Consider the following 16,574-nt stretch of genomic DNA (forward strand, 5'->3'; position numbering starts at 1 on the left):
TCATATTAATGGTAACGACCGTAGTCCCTGAAGTAGCCAAGCTGTATGTTGATCTTAAAAAGGAGCTGCCGTTTCTGACCAAAATACTGGTAATGGTAGCAGATGCTCTAAAGAACTTTTGGTGGCTGTTTATTATAGGCACAATAGCCGCAGTATTGGCCTCGCGGCGACTGCTTGCTACAGAGAAAATGCAGCTAGAGGCGGACCGCTTAAAGATGAAGATACCCCTCTTTGGTGTACTGTTTACCAAAGTCTATATGGCTCGCTTTGCCCGCACCATGAATACGCTGCTCGCCAGCGGCATTCCTATGCTGCAGGCGCTAGAGACCACGCGCGACGCCGTGGGTAATAAAGTGATCGCGGCTGATGTAACCGAGACTATTGCCGAGGTAAGAGGGGGCAAGGCTCTCTCTGTAGCCTTAAGTAAAAGGGTGCATTTTCTATCGTTAGTACCGCAGATGACCAAGGTAGGGGAGGAATCGGGGGCAATCGATGACATGCTGGGGCGCTGCGCGACTTACTTTGAAGATGAGGTAGATGAAGCCGTTAAGAACCTTTCTACCACGCTGGAACCCGTAATGATGATAGTGCTCGGCTTGATAGTCGGAGTGATCATCGCGGCTGTTCTTGGCCCGGTTTATAGCCTGGTCGGGAGCGGTGATCTCGGAAAATAGTTGACAAGCTAAAACAAAACACAGATACTTAAACGTAAGAGTTATCATACTCATATTACAAGGAGGTAGAATAGATGTCTTTATTGGTAAAAAATAAGAAGGGTTTTACCCTGATAGAAATCGTGATTGTGCTGGCTATTGCAGCATTGGTATTGGCTGGTGTACTACTGGCCGTTGGCGGCGCCCAGCGCTCCCAGCGTGACTCGGCTCGTAAGGGAGTAGCTGCCAGGACCGCTACTGCTATGGAGAACCATGCTTCTAACAACAACGGTAGTTACCCTCCAACAGCTACAACTGCTCTTGCAGCAAGCTATCTGGTCGGTATTATCGATACTGATACAGACGCTGCACCAACAAACACCGGTGCGCCTGCTTCTGCTACAGCAACTTCAGGAGTGCGCTACGTTGCCCCTGCTACCTGTGCTAACGGTGCGGCAGTTGCCTCCACCGGACGCCGCTACGCTGTGGTCTACTGGTCAGAGAACGCCGGTGCTACCCAATGCCTCGGTAACTAATTACTCTTAGTTCATAAAAACCGCCCAAACGGGCGGTTTTTTAGTATAATGTGCTTATGCTTATTCTTTTGGTGTTGGTTTTCGGCTTGATTGTTGGCAGCTTCTTGAATGTGATAATTCTGCGCCTGCATCAGAAAAAGGACTTTAAGAAGGGCCGCTCTAAATGCCCTGACTGTAAAAAGGTATTGAGCCCATATGAGCTAATACCGGTTGTGAGCTGGGTAGTCCAGGGTGGCCGCTGCCGAGGCTGCCGTGCCAAACTTTCGATTCAATACCCCTTAGTAGAGCTGGCTACAGCTCTCATTTTTATCCTTGCTTATCTCTACTTCCTACCTGTGACCCTGGGCGGCTGGGCGATTTACCTGCTATGGCTCTACGTTCTATCCACATTAATAGTGCTGGCGGTTTATGATCTTAAATGGTATTTGCTGCCAGATAGAGTCATGCTGCCACTTATCATTCCGGCCTTAATACTCCTGGGTATTAATTTTGCGCATTTCGGAACTATAGATAGCCTATACAAACCGATAGCAGCCGGTTTGCTGTTTGGCGGGCTGTTTTACGGTATTGCCGCAGTTTCGGGCGGTAAGTGGATGGGAGGGGGAGACATTAAGCTGGCCTTTATTATGGGCCTACTGCTCGGTCTGCAGAAGACGGCCCTCGCCATGATTCTGGCCTTTAATACAGCAGCGGTTGTCGGTTTAGTATTAATAGCCCTAAAGCTAAAAAAACGCACCGATTACATTCCCTTCGGCCCGTTTCTGATAGCCGGCACGATCGTTGCCTTACTGGCCGGTACACAGATTATAGACTGGTATCTCAGAACCAGTGGCTTTTACCTGTTAGCTACATAGCGCTTATGCTATAATAACCCCAATGAAGCGGGGATGGAATCAGTCCGGATTTACTTTAGTAGAGCTTGTTTTGGCTTTGGCTATCTCTTCGCTATTGGTGGGCGGTATGATTGCCGGCCAGAGCGCCCTGCGCCAAAGGACCAATCAGACCGCTTCGATCGATCAGCTTAAAAACCGGCTGGAACAGGTGCGTACCGAAGCTGTCAGCTCGGTAGCTATTGGGCAGGGGAAGAGTAACAGTACCGTATTCGGTAAGCTCGTGGAATTTGAGGGTAAAAGCAGCTTTACCGTTTCTACTTTGCTCAGTAATGACGATGACGATACGAGAAAGCTAGCTAAGTGTGATTCCGAGGCGGTAAGCCTGCCCAGCGGGTTGGAATACAATACCACCAAAGGCAAGCAGGCCATTATATTCACCCGCAGCGGCCAAAAAGTATTTACGGCCCCAACCGGATACACCGAAGACGGCAGCACTTGTGATGCGGTAGCAAACGAGACACCGACTTTTGATAAAGGCGGTAAGGTCTCCAAAACCCGCTCGCAGGTGAATGTGCAGGTAAAGAAAGTGAGGCCAGGGCCAGGTGATACAGACCCTGTCAATTGCAATGATCTAAGCGATGCCGGCGGCGGTACTTCTACTGTTAAGCTCTTCCAGACCGATGGTACAGACCAGCAAACCAAGAATATCGATACCGGCTCCACCGCTACCTATGAAAACTTAGTGGACGCGGCTAAATATAAGGCTACGTTTCTGCAAGTCCCCACCGGGTTTCTCTCCTGTGGAGACAGCGGAGAGGTAACCGCACGGCCAGAAAACCCGCCCCTGATTGTGATGAGGATTAAACCTGACTGCTATACGGAGCAGCGTACTACTCCGCCATACCACCACTACGGACCGCCATACCACCATTATTCTGCCCCATACCACCACTACGGACCGCCATACCACCACTACGGACCGCCATATTGGCACTATATGGGCTACTCCGATCATTACGGCCAGTTTGATGGTTACGCCTACAATGGGCACAACCACACCTATATGGTTGCAAATATGTATCATAAGGTTCACCACTACAAATCCAGCAACCCAGGTAAGGGTAGCCCTTGGTATGAGCACTGGGCCTATCATTACGAATACTACGGTGATTACTACGGCTACTACGGTGATTATCAGGGTTACTATGGCGACTATCAGGGTTACTATGGCGACCCGTATACCGCTCCCGTCTGCCCTCCTTAATTAAGTAAAGCTATTTGGATATAGATTCGACGATTAAGCGGGGGGCAGAATTTGGAACGTCTTGCACCAGCCTGCCTTTTACAGTAAACGGACCTTTGGGTACGGGCTGCTTAGCCACATCAGATTCTTTCTGATCCTTCGGGATGACATTGGCATACTGCAGCGGATCTATTTTGCTCTGGCTGAAATCCAGCTTAATAGCTCCGGGTGAATCTTTCTCCAGCCCGACAACGAAATAATCATTTTGCTGCTGTACTATATTGCCCTTTAGGCTAATAGTCTTGCCGACGTATTTTTGCAGGTTTTTAACCACCTCGGTTGCGCTTGGTACTGCTACTGCGGTTGAGGCTTTTGGCGCGGTTTTTGAGGATTGGTTCAGCCATACGGCTGCACCGGCAGCACCCACTATCAGAACAGCGGCTAGGAGGCCTATTAGGAGTTTTAATTTACTACTCATATCCGTATTCCACCAAACTTAAGTAATTTAAATTTAGCACGCCCCACGGCCAGAGTCTAGAACCGTAAGAGTAATGTCCGTACACCGCTTATCTGTTGAAGCTATTATGCTTATGTTATAATTAGCCTTAATGAGGTACTTACAGACAGCTCTTAGTTTACATCCGGCCAGAGTGAGCGTGGTATTGTGCGCTGCTTTACTGCTGACTGCTTTGTCTGTAGCCTTGGCGGCTACGGACCAAAATATTTTGAACCCTGAAAATTATGCCGGTAACTCGGCTTTTGAACAGACCAAGGAGCTTGAGTTTACTACCGACACTAGCGATAAGGCCATAATTACTGTGGATCCGGCCAGCGGCGGGCTGAAACGTGAAATTCGGCCGTAAGTGGCAGCGGGGGGATACCCTGATAGAGGTTGTGTTCTCGGTTGCCCTGCTGTCAGTAGTGCTGGTGGCGGGCTTTAACGTAGCGAATGCCAGCTTTCGGCTTGGTTTACAGGCCCGCGAGCGGACAGAAGCGGTCAACTTAGCCCAGCAGCAGGCCGAACGGCTAATTGCCTACCGCGACAACCGCCAAAAGCTGATTAGCGAATCTACCAACTTGTTCAATCAGAATGAAGGCACAAACCCGCCGCGCTTTCCCGATACGGCCTACACTATAAACTCTAATTTGGTAATAGAAAATGGCGCCAAAACCAAAGACGGTCTCTACAGCTATAACATCACCTCAGTTAAAACCGATCTCAAGCCAGGCCTACTGAACAATCCGGATGCTATGCGCTCAACCATAATAGTGAGGTGGAACAGCCTAATAGGTGACGTCGTAAATGAAGTAAAGCTGAATGTGAATTTAACCGACGTTCGCGGCTATAACCTGATTAACTGTGATGTGAAAGGAACATCGGTATGTTTGGGCCTTTAGGACAGCGCGGCTTTACTCTAGTTGAACTGATAATGGCTACGGCCCTTTTCAGTGTGGTGATGCTTGCTATGACATCTGGTGTGTTGCAGCTGTTTAAGATTTACCAGGCGGGGGTCAGCATTCGTAATACGCAGCAGTCGGCTCGTTTGATTTCCGAGGAAATTGTGCGGCTGGGTCGGGGAGCCGATCATTTTACTGTCGGCAGCTTGAACAGCGCTATTGCCACCGCAGATGGTTTTGTGGATTCACCGACTGATGCACTTTGTATATACCCCGATAATCGGCCCTCGGGAACAATCTTCTATTTAAGGCCGGCAAGCGGAGCCATTAATCAGTACAACTTGTACAAAGGGCGTATTAACAGTGATGACTGCCGCGCCGATAGCGACAAAATCGAGGCTTCCGAGCAGCTGAATGGGGTCGCTGTTTCGGTGCTTAAGTTCGATATATCGGTGGTGAATGGTTCGGAGGCGAACTTTGGCATGGATATTGCCGCCTCAAGTGCTATTAATGCAGCCGACCTTGAGCGGAGCGGGGGGCGGATTGGCTGTAGGGCTCAAATCGGCTCACAGTACTGCTCTATTACCAGGCTCGATTCCTCGGCTACCACTAGGGTTAAGGGGGCTCTGTAATGCTTAATTTTGCCCGATTTGGCAGATTAAGAAATCAAAAAGGCGGCGCCTCGCTGCTGGCGGTAGTATTTACATCTTTCCTGATCATTCTTATTACGGTCGCGATGGCCAGCCAAATGTCTGGGGAGCTGCGCCAGGCAACCGATGCCGAAAACAGCATTAAGGCTTATTATGAAGCCGAAAGTAAGGCCGAGGAGGTGGCTTTGGATATTATTGAATACCTTGACCGCATCGGCAAAGACCCTTCCCTGAAGCTCTCCGGGCTCAACCAAGGCTGCGTGGGGGTACCGGGTACCCCCCTCAATATACTGCCAGCCGACCCGATTACCTGTATCCGTATTTTGGCGGTCGGTTCGCCGCCCCCAACTGATATAAGTGTAGATAATACTCTGGAGTTCGATCTTTCCGGGCTAGATTTTGACTACGTTAAGATCAATTTCGGCCCCCAGGTGGAGGGTAATACCGACCCGGCAAACCTGCCGCTTTTAGAAACCACCATGACTAATTACCAAGGCAATGATGTTTCGCAAACCAGTACCGTTTTACTAGACCCGCGAAAAACTACCGGCTGTAACCCTGACCCTAACGGCCGCTTTACCTTTTATTACGGCCGGCCTGAGGCCGAAGGAGCCAACTACGCTTGCCGCGTAACCCCTCCGGTCACCAAGGTAGGCGGGGAGACCCCTTATGAAATCAGGCTCAATAAAGGAGCCCCCGGTTCAGCGGTACTTAGGTTCCGCCCCAGACAGCGCAGTGCTGTAGTAAAGTTCCAGCTGTTTAAGGATGACGGCACCAGGATAGAAGCTATTCCGTTTAAGTATGCTTATGTCGATATTACGGCCAAAATAGGGGAGTCCTACCGGCGCATAATTAAAAACGTACCGGTTAAATCCAGTCCGCTGCCGCCAGCCGATGTGATTTACTCCGATACTGACATTTGCAAGGATTTTGAGCTAGTAACAGCTACCGGTTTTGACCATGTGCGCCAGGTAGAGTGCCCGGTTTTCATCGGAGAAAACTAGAACAGGCTACTTCTTGCGGTGGAACTTTTCATGTACCTTACGTAATTGCGGGTCGGTTAAATGAGTGTATATCTGGGTGGTGGAGACATTGGCATGCCCCAGCAGGCTCTGCACGCTTCGCAGATCGGCGCCATTAGCCAGCAGATCGGTGGCAAAGGAGTGCCTCAGCGTATGCGGGGTGACTTTTTTGGTAATGCCGGCCAGCTTGGCATAGCGCGAAACTATTCGCTGTACCGAGCGGGCAGTGAGCCTCGTGTACATTCCCTCATCTAGACTGTCTTTACTGCCGGAGTAGTGGATGAATAGCGGTTTAAAGTTATCGGTGCGGCTTTTTAGGTAATTACCCAGCCAGTTGGCAGCATCCTCTGAAATAAATATCAGCCGGTCTTTCTGGCCCTTGCCTCGCACTATGAATTCCAGCCGCTCCAGGTTAATCTGGTCCTTATTAAGGCCGACCAGCTCCGAGACTCTTAAGCCTCCAGAGAATAGCAGCTCTATAATAGCCCGGTCACGCAGCCCAGCCGGATTACCGGTATCGATTGTTCCCAGCAGGCTCTCTACCTCCTCTGGCTGTAGAAAGCTTACCTGTGGGCGCACTACACTAGCTAGTTCAATCTTATCGCTGGTGAGCGCCTTAATATCTCGCTTAGCCAGATACTTTAAAAAGCTGCGCAAGGCAATTAAATGATAATTTTGGGTGCTTTTACTGATAGGCTGGCCCCGATCGTCCTCCAGGCGGTTAAGCCACAGGCGCCACTTACGTACGGTTTCGGCTGAGAGCTTGGCTATGCTGCAGTCACCTGTAAACTCTACCAGGCGCATCAGGTAGTGGTGGTAGTTGGCTACCGTTTTCTGGGAGCGGTTTTGTTCTATCTCTAAATGCTCTAAGAAATCAGTTATTAGCTCACTAAGCTTCATACTGCTTATGGTACACCGGAAGTGCAGTGTCGCACAACGTACGCGTGGTGTACACTTTAGCCTATGATACGCCGTTATCTGCCGGTTTTGGCTTTGCTTGCACCCATTATCCCTTGGGGGAGCGGGGGTAGAGAGGGATGGGCGGTTGTGGTTAGTGTGTTCGCTATGCTGCTCGGGGCCTTTTTTATCCTCCAGCGCCATTACTTCCGCCCGGCCGGTAAATACTTACTTGCGGCCACAGCCGGTTTAACGGCTTGGGCGGCTGCCTCGTACTTCTGGTCGGTTAATAATTATCAGACTGGCTTGTGGGTTATGTACCTACTTATGGCTATTATTGGCTTTAGCCTGGCCAGGCAGCTGACTGACTGGGAAGCACGCAAATGGATACTGGGCTATTTGGCTACCTCAACAGCCTTTAGCCTATACGGAATTTATCTATACTTAGCCGAAGGGTACGAGCGCTTTACCTCGCTATTTTATTGGGCCAATCCAGCCGCGACCTTTTTAATACCGGCTTTTTTAATAGCTTTTTGGTACTTTCTAGGTTCGCACAAATTGCGATATGGGGCTTTGAGCACCATATTTTTGACTTCATTACTGCTCACATATTCGCGCGGCGGGTTAGCTGTTTTGGCTCTATTAAGCCTAATTGCCTTAACGTTTAGCCGGACTGTACGGAAGGGTTGGGTAAAAATCGTGTTCGTTTTAGGAATTTCAATATTGCTGAGTACGGGAGCCACCTATATTAGGCAGCAGATCGGTGTGCAGCATGTTGATGCCGGCAGCCGGTTTGCAGAAACCGTCAAAGGCGAATCTACCAGCCTCAGCGACAGGGCTAATTACCTAGCCAGCGCGGTTGCCATTTGGTCTGATAATCCCTTTTTAGGTACAGGAGCGGGCACCTACGAAACCATCCACCCTCAGTATCAAAAAAGAGTTATTAGCGCTTCAAGCCACGCGCATAATGCATATCTGCAAACCCTGGCAGAGTTAGGTATCCTCGGGTTTTTACTGCTACTAGCAGTAAAAGTGGCCTTAATTCTCGGGGTACTTAAGACAGTGTGGCTGAAGCCAGAGCTAAGAATAGTAGCCCTATCTCTAGTTGGCCTGCTGATTCATTTCGGTTTAGATACAGGTTCTCGGTACCCGGCGCTTATCCTACTCTTAGCCATTTTGGCGGGCCTTACGTATGCTTCGCCCCGGCCGGTGCGCAAAAACAGCCGTATTTTGCCGATTTCTTTAATTCTAGCGTTAGTTTTGGCTGTTAGTTTTCAGCAGAGCCAAACCTGGGCCATAAAAGCTGAAACGGCGGCAGAAGAGCGTGATTATATCCGTACCGCGGAACTATACCGCCAGGCACATACTGGCCTATTATACGACCCTGACTACTGGACGCAGGAGGGGATATACTACTACACGCTAGCTTCATTTACAGGTAAATCGAAGACCTTTACAACTCTAGCGCGCGACCGCGCCGAGCAGGCTGTGCGCCTTGATCCAAAGGATGCCCAGCATTATTTTTTGCTGGCCCGTACCGAGAAGCTGGCAGGTAGTATAGAGAAAGCCGAGAGCCTCTACCGCAAAACTTTAGAGCTTGATCCGTACAATCACCCTCAGTATTACTTTGATCTAGCTAAACTGCAGGCCGCCCGCGGTAAAATACCAGAAGCAATCCAAACTGCCGATACGGTTTTACGCTTGTATGACGAGGCGGTCTTGGCTAACCGAGTGCATGATAAAGAGGTACCCCGGACTATTTCGGGAGTAATGGTGTTTAAGGCCGATCATCTGGCCCGCGCCGGCCACATAAAAGAGGCCCGCTCTCTGGCCGAGAAGGCAATTAAGGTTTATCCGGCCAACGCAGCAGCAGGGCAGTTAATAAAAGCCTTGCCCGAGTGATTCTAGCGGCATAAGCACTTAATGCGTATAATGATTTCATGCAAATTCTAGAAGCGCTCTTACTTGGCATCATCCAGGGATTCACAGAATTCATACCGGTATCCAGCTCCGCACACTTACTGATTTTCGGCAAATGGTTAAACTTCGAAGCCAGCACACTGTCTTTCGACCTTGCCCTGCATATCGGCACACTAGTAGCGCTTTTCTTGTTTTTCCGCGGTGATCTGTACGATCTTGGCATAGGGCTAGTTAAGAAAACCGAGCACAGCCGTATGAGCTGGATGATTGTACTTGCCACCATACCGGCAGTAATTGGCGGGGTGCTTTTGCAGTCATATGCCCAGGGCCTATTTAGGTCAGATGCCTTTACAGTGGTTGTGGCCACTAATTTAATTACTGTAGCTGTAATTATGCTGGCGGCCGAGCGTTTGGGCGCAAAGAAGTATGAGCTAAAAGACACCACCATTCCTAAAATCTTAGCGGTTGGTCTGGCGCAAGTACTGGCATTGGTACCGGGGGTGTCGCGCTCGGGCATTACCATAAGCGCGGGGCTGCTAGCCGGCTTTAACCACGTGGCGGCTACTAGACTGTCTTTCTTGCTTTCGTTTCCGGTTATTTTAGGGGCAGTACTCAAGGTGGTGTTTGAACCAAGCGGACTTACTGATATGGCAGCTGCACCTGCGCTGTACATAGCCGGAGCCGTAGGCGCCGCCGTGAGCGGTTACGCGGCTATTAAATTTATGCTAAAGTACCTTGCCACACGTGGGCTGGGCCTCTTCGCGTATTATCGGATAGCACTTGGAATAATAATTTTACTGGTTGGAGTGTAAGTGGGAATTACGGAATCTTTAGCGTCTTACGCAATAAACTTAATTAACGATCTCGGTTACGGAGGCCTGGCCTTCGGCCTTATTATCGATTCAGCCGGTGTGCCTATTCCTTCCGAGGTATTAATACCGGCAGCAGCAATTCTAGCTAAAGAGGGCCGGTTTGATGTAGTGGTGATGATGGCTGTGGCGACTCTTGCCCAAACACTGGGCGCAGTGATTGCATACCATATAGGCCTGCGGCGGGGACTGCCATTTATACGCAAGTATGGCAAATACGTTTTAATTTCTAACAGGGAGCTCAACTTAACCCACCGCTGGTTTGAGCGCTATGGCGAAGGCTTAACCTTTGTTGGCCGCTGTATGCCGATTATCCGCGGCTACATCGGCTTCGTAGGGGGGATTGCCGAAATGCCGTTTAAGCGCTTTTTGGCGGCTTCTTTTATAGGATCACTAACCTGGACTATCATTCTGACGGTGTTGGGCTACATGGTAGCCGATAATATGCACCGGATAGAGGAGATAATGCGGCCGTTTTCGATTGTGATTGCACTCGGCTTGGCTTTTGGCATGGTATATTTCATAATTCATAGAATTCGCAGTAATAAGGAAAAAGCGTGAAACAGCGTATTACCACCCTCCCTAACGGACTTAGAATTGTCACCTCCCATATGGCCGACGCCCAAAGCGTAACGGTCTCTATTATTGCTGGTGTCGGCAGTCGGTATGAGGACTATGAAGTAAATGGCGGTGTATCGCATTTTCTGGAGCACCTACTTTTTAAAGGCACCAAGAAATGGCCGGGAGCTAAGATAATCTCGGAAAAAATCGATGCCGTTGGCGGCTACAATAACGCCTACACTTCTAACGACATGACTAATTACTTTGTGAAAGTTCCGCACCAGCATGCACCACTGGCCATGGATATTCTAGCCGACATGATCAGAAACCCCTTGCTTGATCCAGTTGAGACAGATAGAGAGCGTAACGTTATTTTGGAAGAAATGAATGTATACCGAGATGACCCCAGCCGGTACGTCGGCTCCTTGCTGCCGCCGTTGCTGTGGCCAAACCAGCCGCTTGGCCAAGATGTAATCGGCAGCGAAAAGGTGATCCGGGAAATTCCCCACGCGCGCATAGTCGGGTACCACAAGCTTCACTACCGTCCTGATAATTTAGTAGTGGCAGCTGCCGGCAAGGTCGATCATGATGCGATAGTGACTCAGGCTAAACAGCTGCTGGGCGGTCTAAAAAAGTCGACCTTGGCAAAAGCTGCTAGAGCTAAGGACACCCCAGCCGCGGATAAGGTGGGAATTCTAGCTAAAGATACTGCCCAGACTCATTTAATAATCGGCACTTACGGCTACAAGTTCTTAGACAGGGATAATCCGGCGGCTCAAATAGTAACGGCTATCCTTGGCCGGGGGATGAGCTCGCGCCTATTTATTAATGTGCGTGAGCGTAAAGGGCTGGCTTACAGTGTGAATGCCTCGATTCACAGCTTTGCCGACACCGGTGTGTTCGATGTTTATGCCGGCGTAAATCTAGACAAAACTACATTGGCTATTGAAGCCATAATGAAAGAACTAGAGCTGATTTGCTCCAAGAAGGTTGCGGCAAGGGAGCTTAATAAGGCTAAAAACCAGCTCAAGGGCGGGCTGCAAATGTCGCTAGAGAGCAATTTTTCCGTGGCCGACCGCCTGGCTACTCAGCTGATTTTGGTTAATAAGATTAAAAGCGTAGAAAAGATTTTGCAGGAAATAGATGCCGTAACACCAGAAGATGTGCTGCGGGTAGCTCGGAAAATGCTAGATCCCCAGAAGCTGCGCATGGCTATTATTACCCCCAACCCTGAGCCGGCCGCTAAAACATTTCGTAAACTAACAGGAGAGCTATCATAATGGAACGTACTTTAATTGTCTTTAAACCCGATGCCGTGCAGAGGGGAATTGTAGGGGAGGTACTTTCGCGTTTCGAGAAGGTGGGGCTGAAGATCGCTGGCCTTAAAATGCTCTCGCCCGACCGCGATTACTACTACCATCACTACGAAGACATTGGCAAGCTAATCAGTCGCCGGGGCAAGGATACATTTGAAATCACACTGGATATGATGATGGAGGGGCCAGTGGTTGCGGCGGTACTTGAAGGTATCGAAGCTGTTTCGCTGGTGCGTAAAATGGTCGGACCGACCGAGCCGAAAGACGCCCCGCCCGGGACCATTCGCGGCGATTACGCTCATATGAGTTATAAGCACGGGGATGCGGAGCAGATTGGAATCCCTAATATTCTGCATGCTTCGGGAGACGAGAAAGAAGCAGAGGCTGAGATTGCCCATTGGTTTAGCCAGTCAGAACTGTACGATTACGAGAGCGTGCATCAGAAATTCACTCAGGCTAAAAAGAAGAAGTAGCTCCTTCTCTGATATAATTTGTTACGTCCTGCCCTCGTAGCTCAGTGGATAGAGCGCCTCCGTCCTAAGGAGGGCGTCGGGAGTTCGAATCTCTCCGAGGGCGCCATGAGCTGTCGCTTGAGCTTTTTCGAGCTATAGCTCATGGTTCGGAGAGTGAGAACTCCCGCTGAGTTCGGTGGACGAGGAGCGCAGGAAATAATGAGCTGGCTCAAATTATTTCCGAGCACCGCAGGGAGAAGGCTGCAGGCCGCTATCTCTCCGAGGGCGCCATAAGCTATCGCTTGGCTTTTCCTGTATGACAAATCTTTGCAAACAACACTTCTTATGCCAGAATGGGTATGTCTGATCTTTGAATTTACAAAGGAGTTGTTGTGATGCTCCGCACGGTAGAACAAGAACAATCACCGACAACCTGTAGCCACGGAATTTTGATACGCGGCTCGGGTATGAAGCTGGGCATTTCTAGCATTAACCTGCCCGAAAGAAGGATTTGCGTCTCCTGCGGAAAGACCGAAACGGCCGATGAGGACGGATTTTTCAAAAACCTGACGGTCGAGCCCGTACGTACGGTCTCGCTGCAAGAACTCACTCACTATCAAGGCGACCATCCAAATGCCGTGCGGCTGCGAGAAGAAGTGGCAGATGAGGGGCACATAATAAGGGGCGCGGAGTAATAAGATCGGCAAGGCGGGCTATAATAGGCCCGCCTTTTTCATTGGCGAAAATCCTTACGCCTGCATTACAATATAGATATGGAAAAAAAGTTTGAACCGGAATTTCCCGGCCAACATCAAGATGAAAAGATAGAACTGGTATTTCGTCAGCACCCCATTGTACTCAGAAAAGAGCTGATAATAGGGCTGCTTATTATACTAGCCGGTACCGGCCCGCTGTTGCTTTTTCCGCTGTCGGATCTGGCCATGAAGATCTTAATAGCCAGCCCCATAATCACCTTGGCCTACTGGTTCTACCATTGGATCGGCTGGCACTATAGTATTAATATTCTCACCGATAGCCGGCTAATATCCATTAAGCAAAGAGGCTTCTTTAATCGTAAAGTAAGTGAGGTGGGGCTAGATAGGGTGCAATCGATTAATTACCATATTAAAGGCCTGCAGGCAGCTCTGTTTAAGTTCGGCGATATTACCGTGCAGACTTTTAGTGGGGAGTGGCTAATGAAATCTATTAGCCATCCGGTAGAAACACATACCAAAATGATAGAAGTAGCCAGAAAAGTCTCCAAGGAGTTTGTACCTACCTCGACAGTGCCCGATAAATAAGGTAGATTAAATATTAACGTAACCGCAAACAGCGGCTAATTAAATGGAGTGGTATATTGAGCGAAGACAGCAAGCGTAAAACCGGCCGGAAATCACCAGCAAAGAAAACATCAGCCAAAAAAACTTCGGCGGTAGCTAGCGCCACGGTAATGCCTTCGGGTACAGGTCAGAGGCGCCTGACTGACGATAATCGCAGAGCGCTTTTGATTGCAGCTGCTATTATTTCAGCCCTGCTAGCCATATTCTTAATCGTTTTTGGTGTACTGATTTACAAATATAAGAGTGATAGCCGAGCAGTTCAGCTGGCGGCAGCCATTGTGCCTTACCCGGCCGAAAAGGTGAATGGTAGTTTTATAACTTATAGTGATTACCTATTTGAAGTTAATTCGATTAAGCACTACTACTTAAGCCAAACCACCCCCGACAATAAGCCAGCTATAGATTTTAATACCCCCGAAGGCAAGACACGACTCAAGGAGCTGCAAAAACAGGTACTAGAGCAGCTCAAGAGTGATGCTGTCGTGAGGCAGCTGGCTAATAAGAATAAGATATCTGTATCTGACAAAGAGGTAAAAGAACAAGTAGACCAAATTACTAAATCTGCCGGCGGGGAAGCTAAGGTAAAAGAAGTGCTGAAGAAATTCTATGGTTGGGATACTGGCGACCTGAAGAAAAAGATTCACTTCCAGCTGCTTAAGCAAAAGCTGGCTACAAAGATTAGCAGTGATGAGACTTCTAACGCCCAAGCCAAGGCCAAGGCTGAAGATGTCTTGAAGCAGGTTAAGGCCGGCACCGACTTTGCCGAGCTGGCTAAGAAACATTCTCAAGATTCAACTGCCGCAAATGGCGGAGACCTGGGGCTGTTTGGCAAAGGGCAGATGGTGCCTGAATTCGAAAACGCCGCCTTTGCGCTGCAGCCAGGGCAGACCTCTGAGATAGTTAAGACCAAATTCGGTTATCACATCATTAAGGTGACTGAAAAGAAAGATGACCAAGTGAAGGCCTCTCACATCTTAATTAAAGCCATCGATTTCGATCAGTACCTAAAGGATGAACTGGCTAAGGCCAAAGTTACCCAATACATCAAAATTTAGGTAGGGTTTAATATGTGGCACCTGCCTTCACAGAGTTTTCATCTTTTTAAACTGACCGACCTACGCGAAATGTACGCGGCGGAAATGATCAAATTCCTCTCGCTAGGCTTGGTCGGTATATTCATTCCTATATACCTCTACACTAAAGGCGTACCGCTGACTCTAATTATTGCTTTTTTGCTGTGGTCGACTATTTTACAGATTGGAGCGGCCTGGCTAGGGGGTAGCCTCATACCCAAGTATGGGGTTAAGCATCTTTTGGGTGCCTCCTTTATTCTGGCTTTTGCTTATTTACTGGCCCTGGCGGCCTTTAATCAGGTATGGGTATTGTTTGCGGTTATTGCTCCGCTGTACGCGGTAGCAGAGAGCTTCCATTCTGTCGCGTATCACTATGAATTCTCTAAGGTTAAAGATGCGGACCATAGCGGCCAGCAGTTGAGTAATGTAACAATCATGGTTCATCTAGCCGCGGCCATCGGGCCGTTTTTAGGAGGCGTGATTGGTGCCATTTACGGTTTACAAATGACTCTTTTCGTTTGCCTCGGGCTTATGGTGCTAGGTATCGGCCCGTTATTTGCCACACGAGATATCAAACCCAGACACAAGCTTGATATGAGTAAAATCAGCTTAATGAAAATAAAGAATGATTTAATTAGTTATAGCGGACGAGGCTTGGAGTATGTAGTTACGCTGCTAGTGTGGCCGCTATTTATGTTCCTATTCCTCGGCAGTCTGGTGGAGGTTGGAGCCGTGACCACAGTAGCTCTAATGCTCACACTTTTTGCCAGCTACTTTATCGGGCGGCTGACCGATCGGGGCTATAGGGCGCGGCTGATAAGAATCGGCAGCATTAGTAATGCGATGGCTAATGTAGCCAGGATGCTAGTAACCGGACTAGGCTCAATACTTGCGGTTAATATCTTTAGCGATATCACTCGCGCCATAGTGCGCATTGCCTGGGGGGCGCAGTATTATAGCAATGCCGACCGCCACAGTCGTCTGGAATACATCGTGGCGATGGAGCTGGCTGCTTACTCAGGAAGGGTACTGCTGTTTGCGGCTATGTTGGCTGCTAGCATAGTGGCTTCTGCCAAGGCAATATTCATAGCTGCCTTTGCCGTTACCGCCCTGGGCATGCTTTTGGTAATGAAAATTGATCAGAAGGCCAAGCGCACTAAAATCTACGTCGGGCATTATTAAAGGAAAACCCCCGAGTGTCCATACTCAGGGGTTATTGGAGGATACCGTTGGTTATTAAGCAATTCTTCGGGTCTTTGATGCCGTGCGCGATTAAAAGCGTAAAAGCATGGCCTAGAGCCTTTTCAAAGGGCATCAGGTATAGCTCCACAGTCTTCTAAGGGTAAAATTACTAGCTTCTGCCAGTAGTAGGCTTGTCATTATTCAGGTCCGAAGCCAATAACTTGACCAAGCCTTCATCCAGGCAACTCCGTGTAGCCTCCGCCAGTTCTTCGATAAATTCCTGATTCAGGCGGTAGAAATGCTTTAATGCTCCCCTCCGCGGCTCGATTCTGGTCATCTTGATTAGACCGTTGTCCGCCAGCCACCGGAAGTGATAACTGATACTGCCTAGCCGCCCCCGCCCCGTAATAGTTGCTGCCACCTCTACCGGGCTCATCTCAGTTAACTTGGTCGCTTTCATGATCTCTATACGCAGGGGATGCGAAAGGGCTGCTCCCAATAAAACTATCTTTGCTATATCGTCCTCGGAAGTATTAGTCCCGATCTTTGCTAGCTGTGCGGGGGTCATTTCCACCCTTCTATATCAGAATTTTCAAGGTAAAGGGTCATTTAAGCTATAAATCAGCTTT

Annotated in this window: 20 protein-coding genes and 1 tRNA gene; 18 read left to right on the plus strand and 3 right to left on the minus strand. The window is 49.1% G+C overall.

Translation table 11 applies throughout. The features are described 5' to 3' along the window. From VNA68_01200 to VNA68_01215, 4 genes are all read left to right on the plus strand, one after another. Positions 1 to 674 (plus strand): type II secretion system F family protein (locus VNA68_01200; GenBank protein HVE80742.1); only part of this gene is annotated, 674 nt, incomplete at its 5' end. A gap of 74 nt (positions 675 to 748) precedes the next feature. Continuing rightward, positions 749 to 1,189, plus strand: coding sequence for a type II secretion system protein (locus VNA68_01205; protein ID HVE80743.1), 441 nt, complete (start codon positions 749 to 751; stop codon positions 1,187 to 1,189). A gap of 56 nt (positions 1,190 to 1,245) precedes the next feature. Next, entirely contained in the window at positions 1,246 to 2,043 is a 798-nt protein-coding gene (locus VNA68_01210; GenBank protein ID HVE80744.1) for a prepilin peptidase, read from the plus strand. Positions 2,044 to 2,065: 22 nt separating this feature from the next. After that, the gene (locus VNA68_01215; protein ID HVE80745.1) at positions 2,066 to 3,286 is read left to right on the plus strand and encodes a prepilin-type N-terminal cleavage/methylation domain-containing protein; all 1,221 of its coding nucleotides are present in this window, start codon (positions 2,066 to 2,068) and stop codon (positions 3,284 to 3,286) included. Positions 3,287 to 3,296: 10 nt separating this feature from the next. Here VNA68_01215 and VNA68_01220 read toward each other — a convergent pair whose 3' ends face one another. After that, the gene (locus VNA68_01220; GenBank protein HVE80746.1) at positions 3,297 to 3,743 is read right to left on the minus strand and encodes a hypothetical protein; all 447 of its coding nucleotides are present in this window, start codon (positions 3,741 to 3,743) and stop codon (positions 3,297 to 3,299) included. 130 nt (positions 3,744 to 3,873) lie between these two features. Here VNA68_01220 and VNA68_01225 point away from each other — a divergent pair, with 130 nt between their 5' ends. The 4 genes from VNA68_01225 to VNA68_01240 are packed head-to-tail and all read left to right on the plus strand — an operon-like array spanning position 3,874 to position 6,317. Beyond that, the gene (locus tag VNA68_01225) at positions 3,874 to 4,128 is read left to right on the plus strand and encodes a hypothetical protein (GenBank protein ID HVE80747.1); all 255 of its coding nucleotides are present in this window, start codon (positions 3,874 to 3,876) and stop codon (positions 4,126 to 4,128) included. Then, positions 4,112 to 4,663: a hypothetical protein gene (locus tag VNA68_01230; protein HVE80748.1), complete on the plus strand. Its 552-nt coding sequence runs from the start codon at positions 4,112 to 4,114 to the stop codon at positions 4,661 to 4,663. The genes VNA68_01225 and VNA68_01230 overlap by 17 nt, the downstream gene beginning before the upstream one ends. Then, positions 4,648 to 5,295, plus strand: coding sequence for a prepilin-type N-terminal cleavage/methylation domain-containing protein (locus VNA68_01235; GenBank protein HVE80749.1), 648 nt, complete (start codon positions 4,648 to 4,650; stop codon positions 5,293 to 5,295). Before VNA68_01230 ends, VNA68_01235 begins: the two co-directional genes overlap by 16 nt. Next, the gene (locus VNA68_01240) at positions 5,295 to 6,317 is read left to right on the plus strand and encodes a hypothetical protein (GenBank protein ID HVE80750.1); all 1,023 of its coding nucleotides are present in this window, start codon (positions 5,295 to 5,297) and stop codon (positions 6,315 to 6,317) included. Before VNA68_01235 ends, VNA68_01240 begins: the two co-directional genes overlap by 1 nt. 6 nt (positions 6,318 to 6,323) lie before the next feature. On the opposite strand, the gene xerA is transcribed toward VNA68_01240, so the two are convergent. Next, on the minus strand, positions 6,324 to 7,235 hold the full coding sequence (gene xerA, locus VNA68_01245; GenBank protein ID HVE80751.1) for a site-specific tyrosine recombinase/integron integrase: 912 nt from the start codon (positions 7,233 to 7,235) through the stop codon (positions 6,324 to 6,326). A gap of 63 nt (positions 7,236 to 7,298) precedes the next feature. Between xerA and VNA68_01250 the strand changes: the two genes are divergently transcribed. The 10 genes from VNA68_01250 to VNA68_01295 all read left to right on the plus strand — a co-directional run bounded on the left by VNA68_01250 (position 7,299) and on the right by VNA68_01295 (position 15,945). Continuing rightward, positions 7,299 to 9,134, plus strand: a complete 1,836-nt coding sequence (locus tag VNA68_01250; protein ID HVE80752.1) for an O-antigen ligase family protein — start codon at positions 7,299 to 7,301, stop codon at positions 9,132 to 9,134. Between the two features lie 38 nt (positions 9,135 to 9,172). Further along, positions 9,173 to 9,964: an undecaprenyl-diphosphate phosphatase gene (locus tag VNA68_01255; GenBank protein ID HVE80753.1), complete on the plus strand. Its 792-nt coding sequence runs from the start codon at positions 9,173 to 9,175 to the stop codon at positions 9,962 to 9,964. Further along, a complete protein-coding gene (locus VNA68_01260; protein ID HVE80754.1) occupies positions 9,965 to 10,582 on the plus strand; it encodes a DedA family protein in 618 nt (205 codons plus the stop codon). It abuts the gene before it with no gap. Beyond that, positions 10,579 to 11,862 (plus strand): pitrilysin family protein, encoded by a 1,284-nt coding sequence (locus tag VNA68_01265; protein HVE80755.1) that lies wholly within the window; start codon positions 10,579 to 10,581, stop codon positions 11,860 to 11,862. The genes VNA68_01260 and VNA68_01265 overlap by 4 nt, the downstream gene beginning before the upstream one ends. Beyond that, positions 11,862 to 12,371 carry a nucleoside-diphosphate kinase gene (locus tag VNA68_01270; protein ID HVE80756.1) on the plus strand — a complete coding sequence of 170 codons (510 nt, stop codon included), beginning with the start codon at positions 11,862 to 11,864 and terminating at the stop codon, positions 12,369 to 12,371. The genes VNA68_01265 and VNA68_01270 overlap by 1 nt, the downstream gene beginning before the upstream one ends. Positions 12,372 to 12,401: 30 nt before the next feature. Then, a tRNA-Arg gene (locus VNA68_01275) sits at positions 12,402 to 12,477 on the plus strand. Positions 12,478 to 12,817: 340 nt separating this feature from the next. Beyond that, entirely contained in the window at positions 12,818 to 13,045 is a 228-nt protein-coding gene (locus tag VNA68_01280; protein HVE80757.1) for a hypothetical protein, read from the plus strand. 78 nt (positions 13,046 to 13,123) lie between these two features. Then, positions 13,124 to 13,651, plus strand: coding sequence for a PH domain-containing protein (locus tag VNA68_01285; protein ID HVE80758.1), 528 nt, complete (start codon positions 13,124 to 13,126; stop codon positions 13,649 to 13,651). 56 nt (positions 13,652 to 13,707) lie between these two features. Next, entirely contained in the window at positions 13,708 to 14,745 is a 1,038-nt protein-coding gene (locus VNA68_01290) for a peptidylprolyl isomerase (GenBank protein HVE80759.1), read from the plus strand. A 12-nt stretch (positions 14,746 to 14,757) separates the two neighbouring features. Next, entirely contained in the window at positions 14,758 to 15,945 is a 1,188-nt protein-coding gene (locus tag VNA68_01295) for an MFS transporter (protein ID HVE80760.1), read from the plus strand. 169 nt (positions 15,946 to 16,114) lie between these two features. Here VNA68_01295 and VNA68_01300 read toward each other — a convergent pair whose 3' ends face one another. Then, positions 16,115 to 16,513: a hypothetical protein gene (locus VNA68_01300; protein HVE80761.1), complete on the minus strand. Its 399-nt coding sequence runs from the start codon at positions 16,511 to 16,513 to the stop codon at positions 16,115 to 16,117. Positions 16,514 to 16,574: the final 61 nt, after the last annotated feature.

It is taken from the genome of Candidatus Dormiibacterota bacterium (assembly GCA_035536395.1).
In the GTDB taxonomy this organism is placed as follows: domain Bacteria; phylum Patescibacteriota; class Saccharimonadia; order UBA4664; family DATLOE01; genus DATLOE01.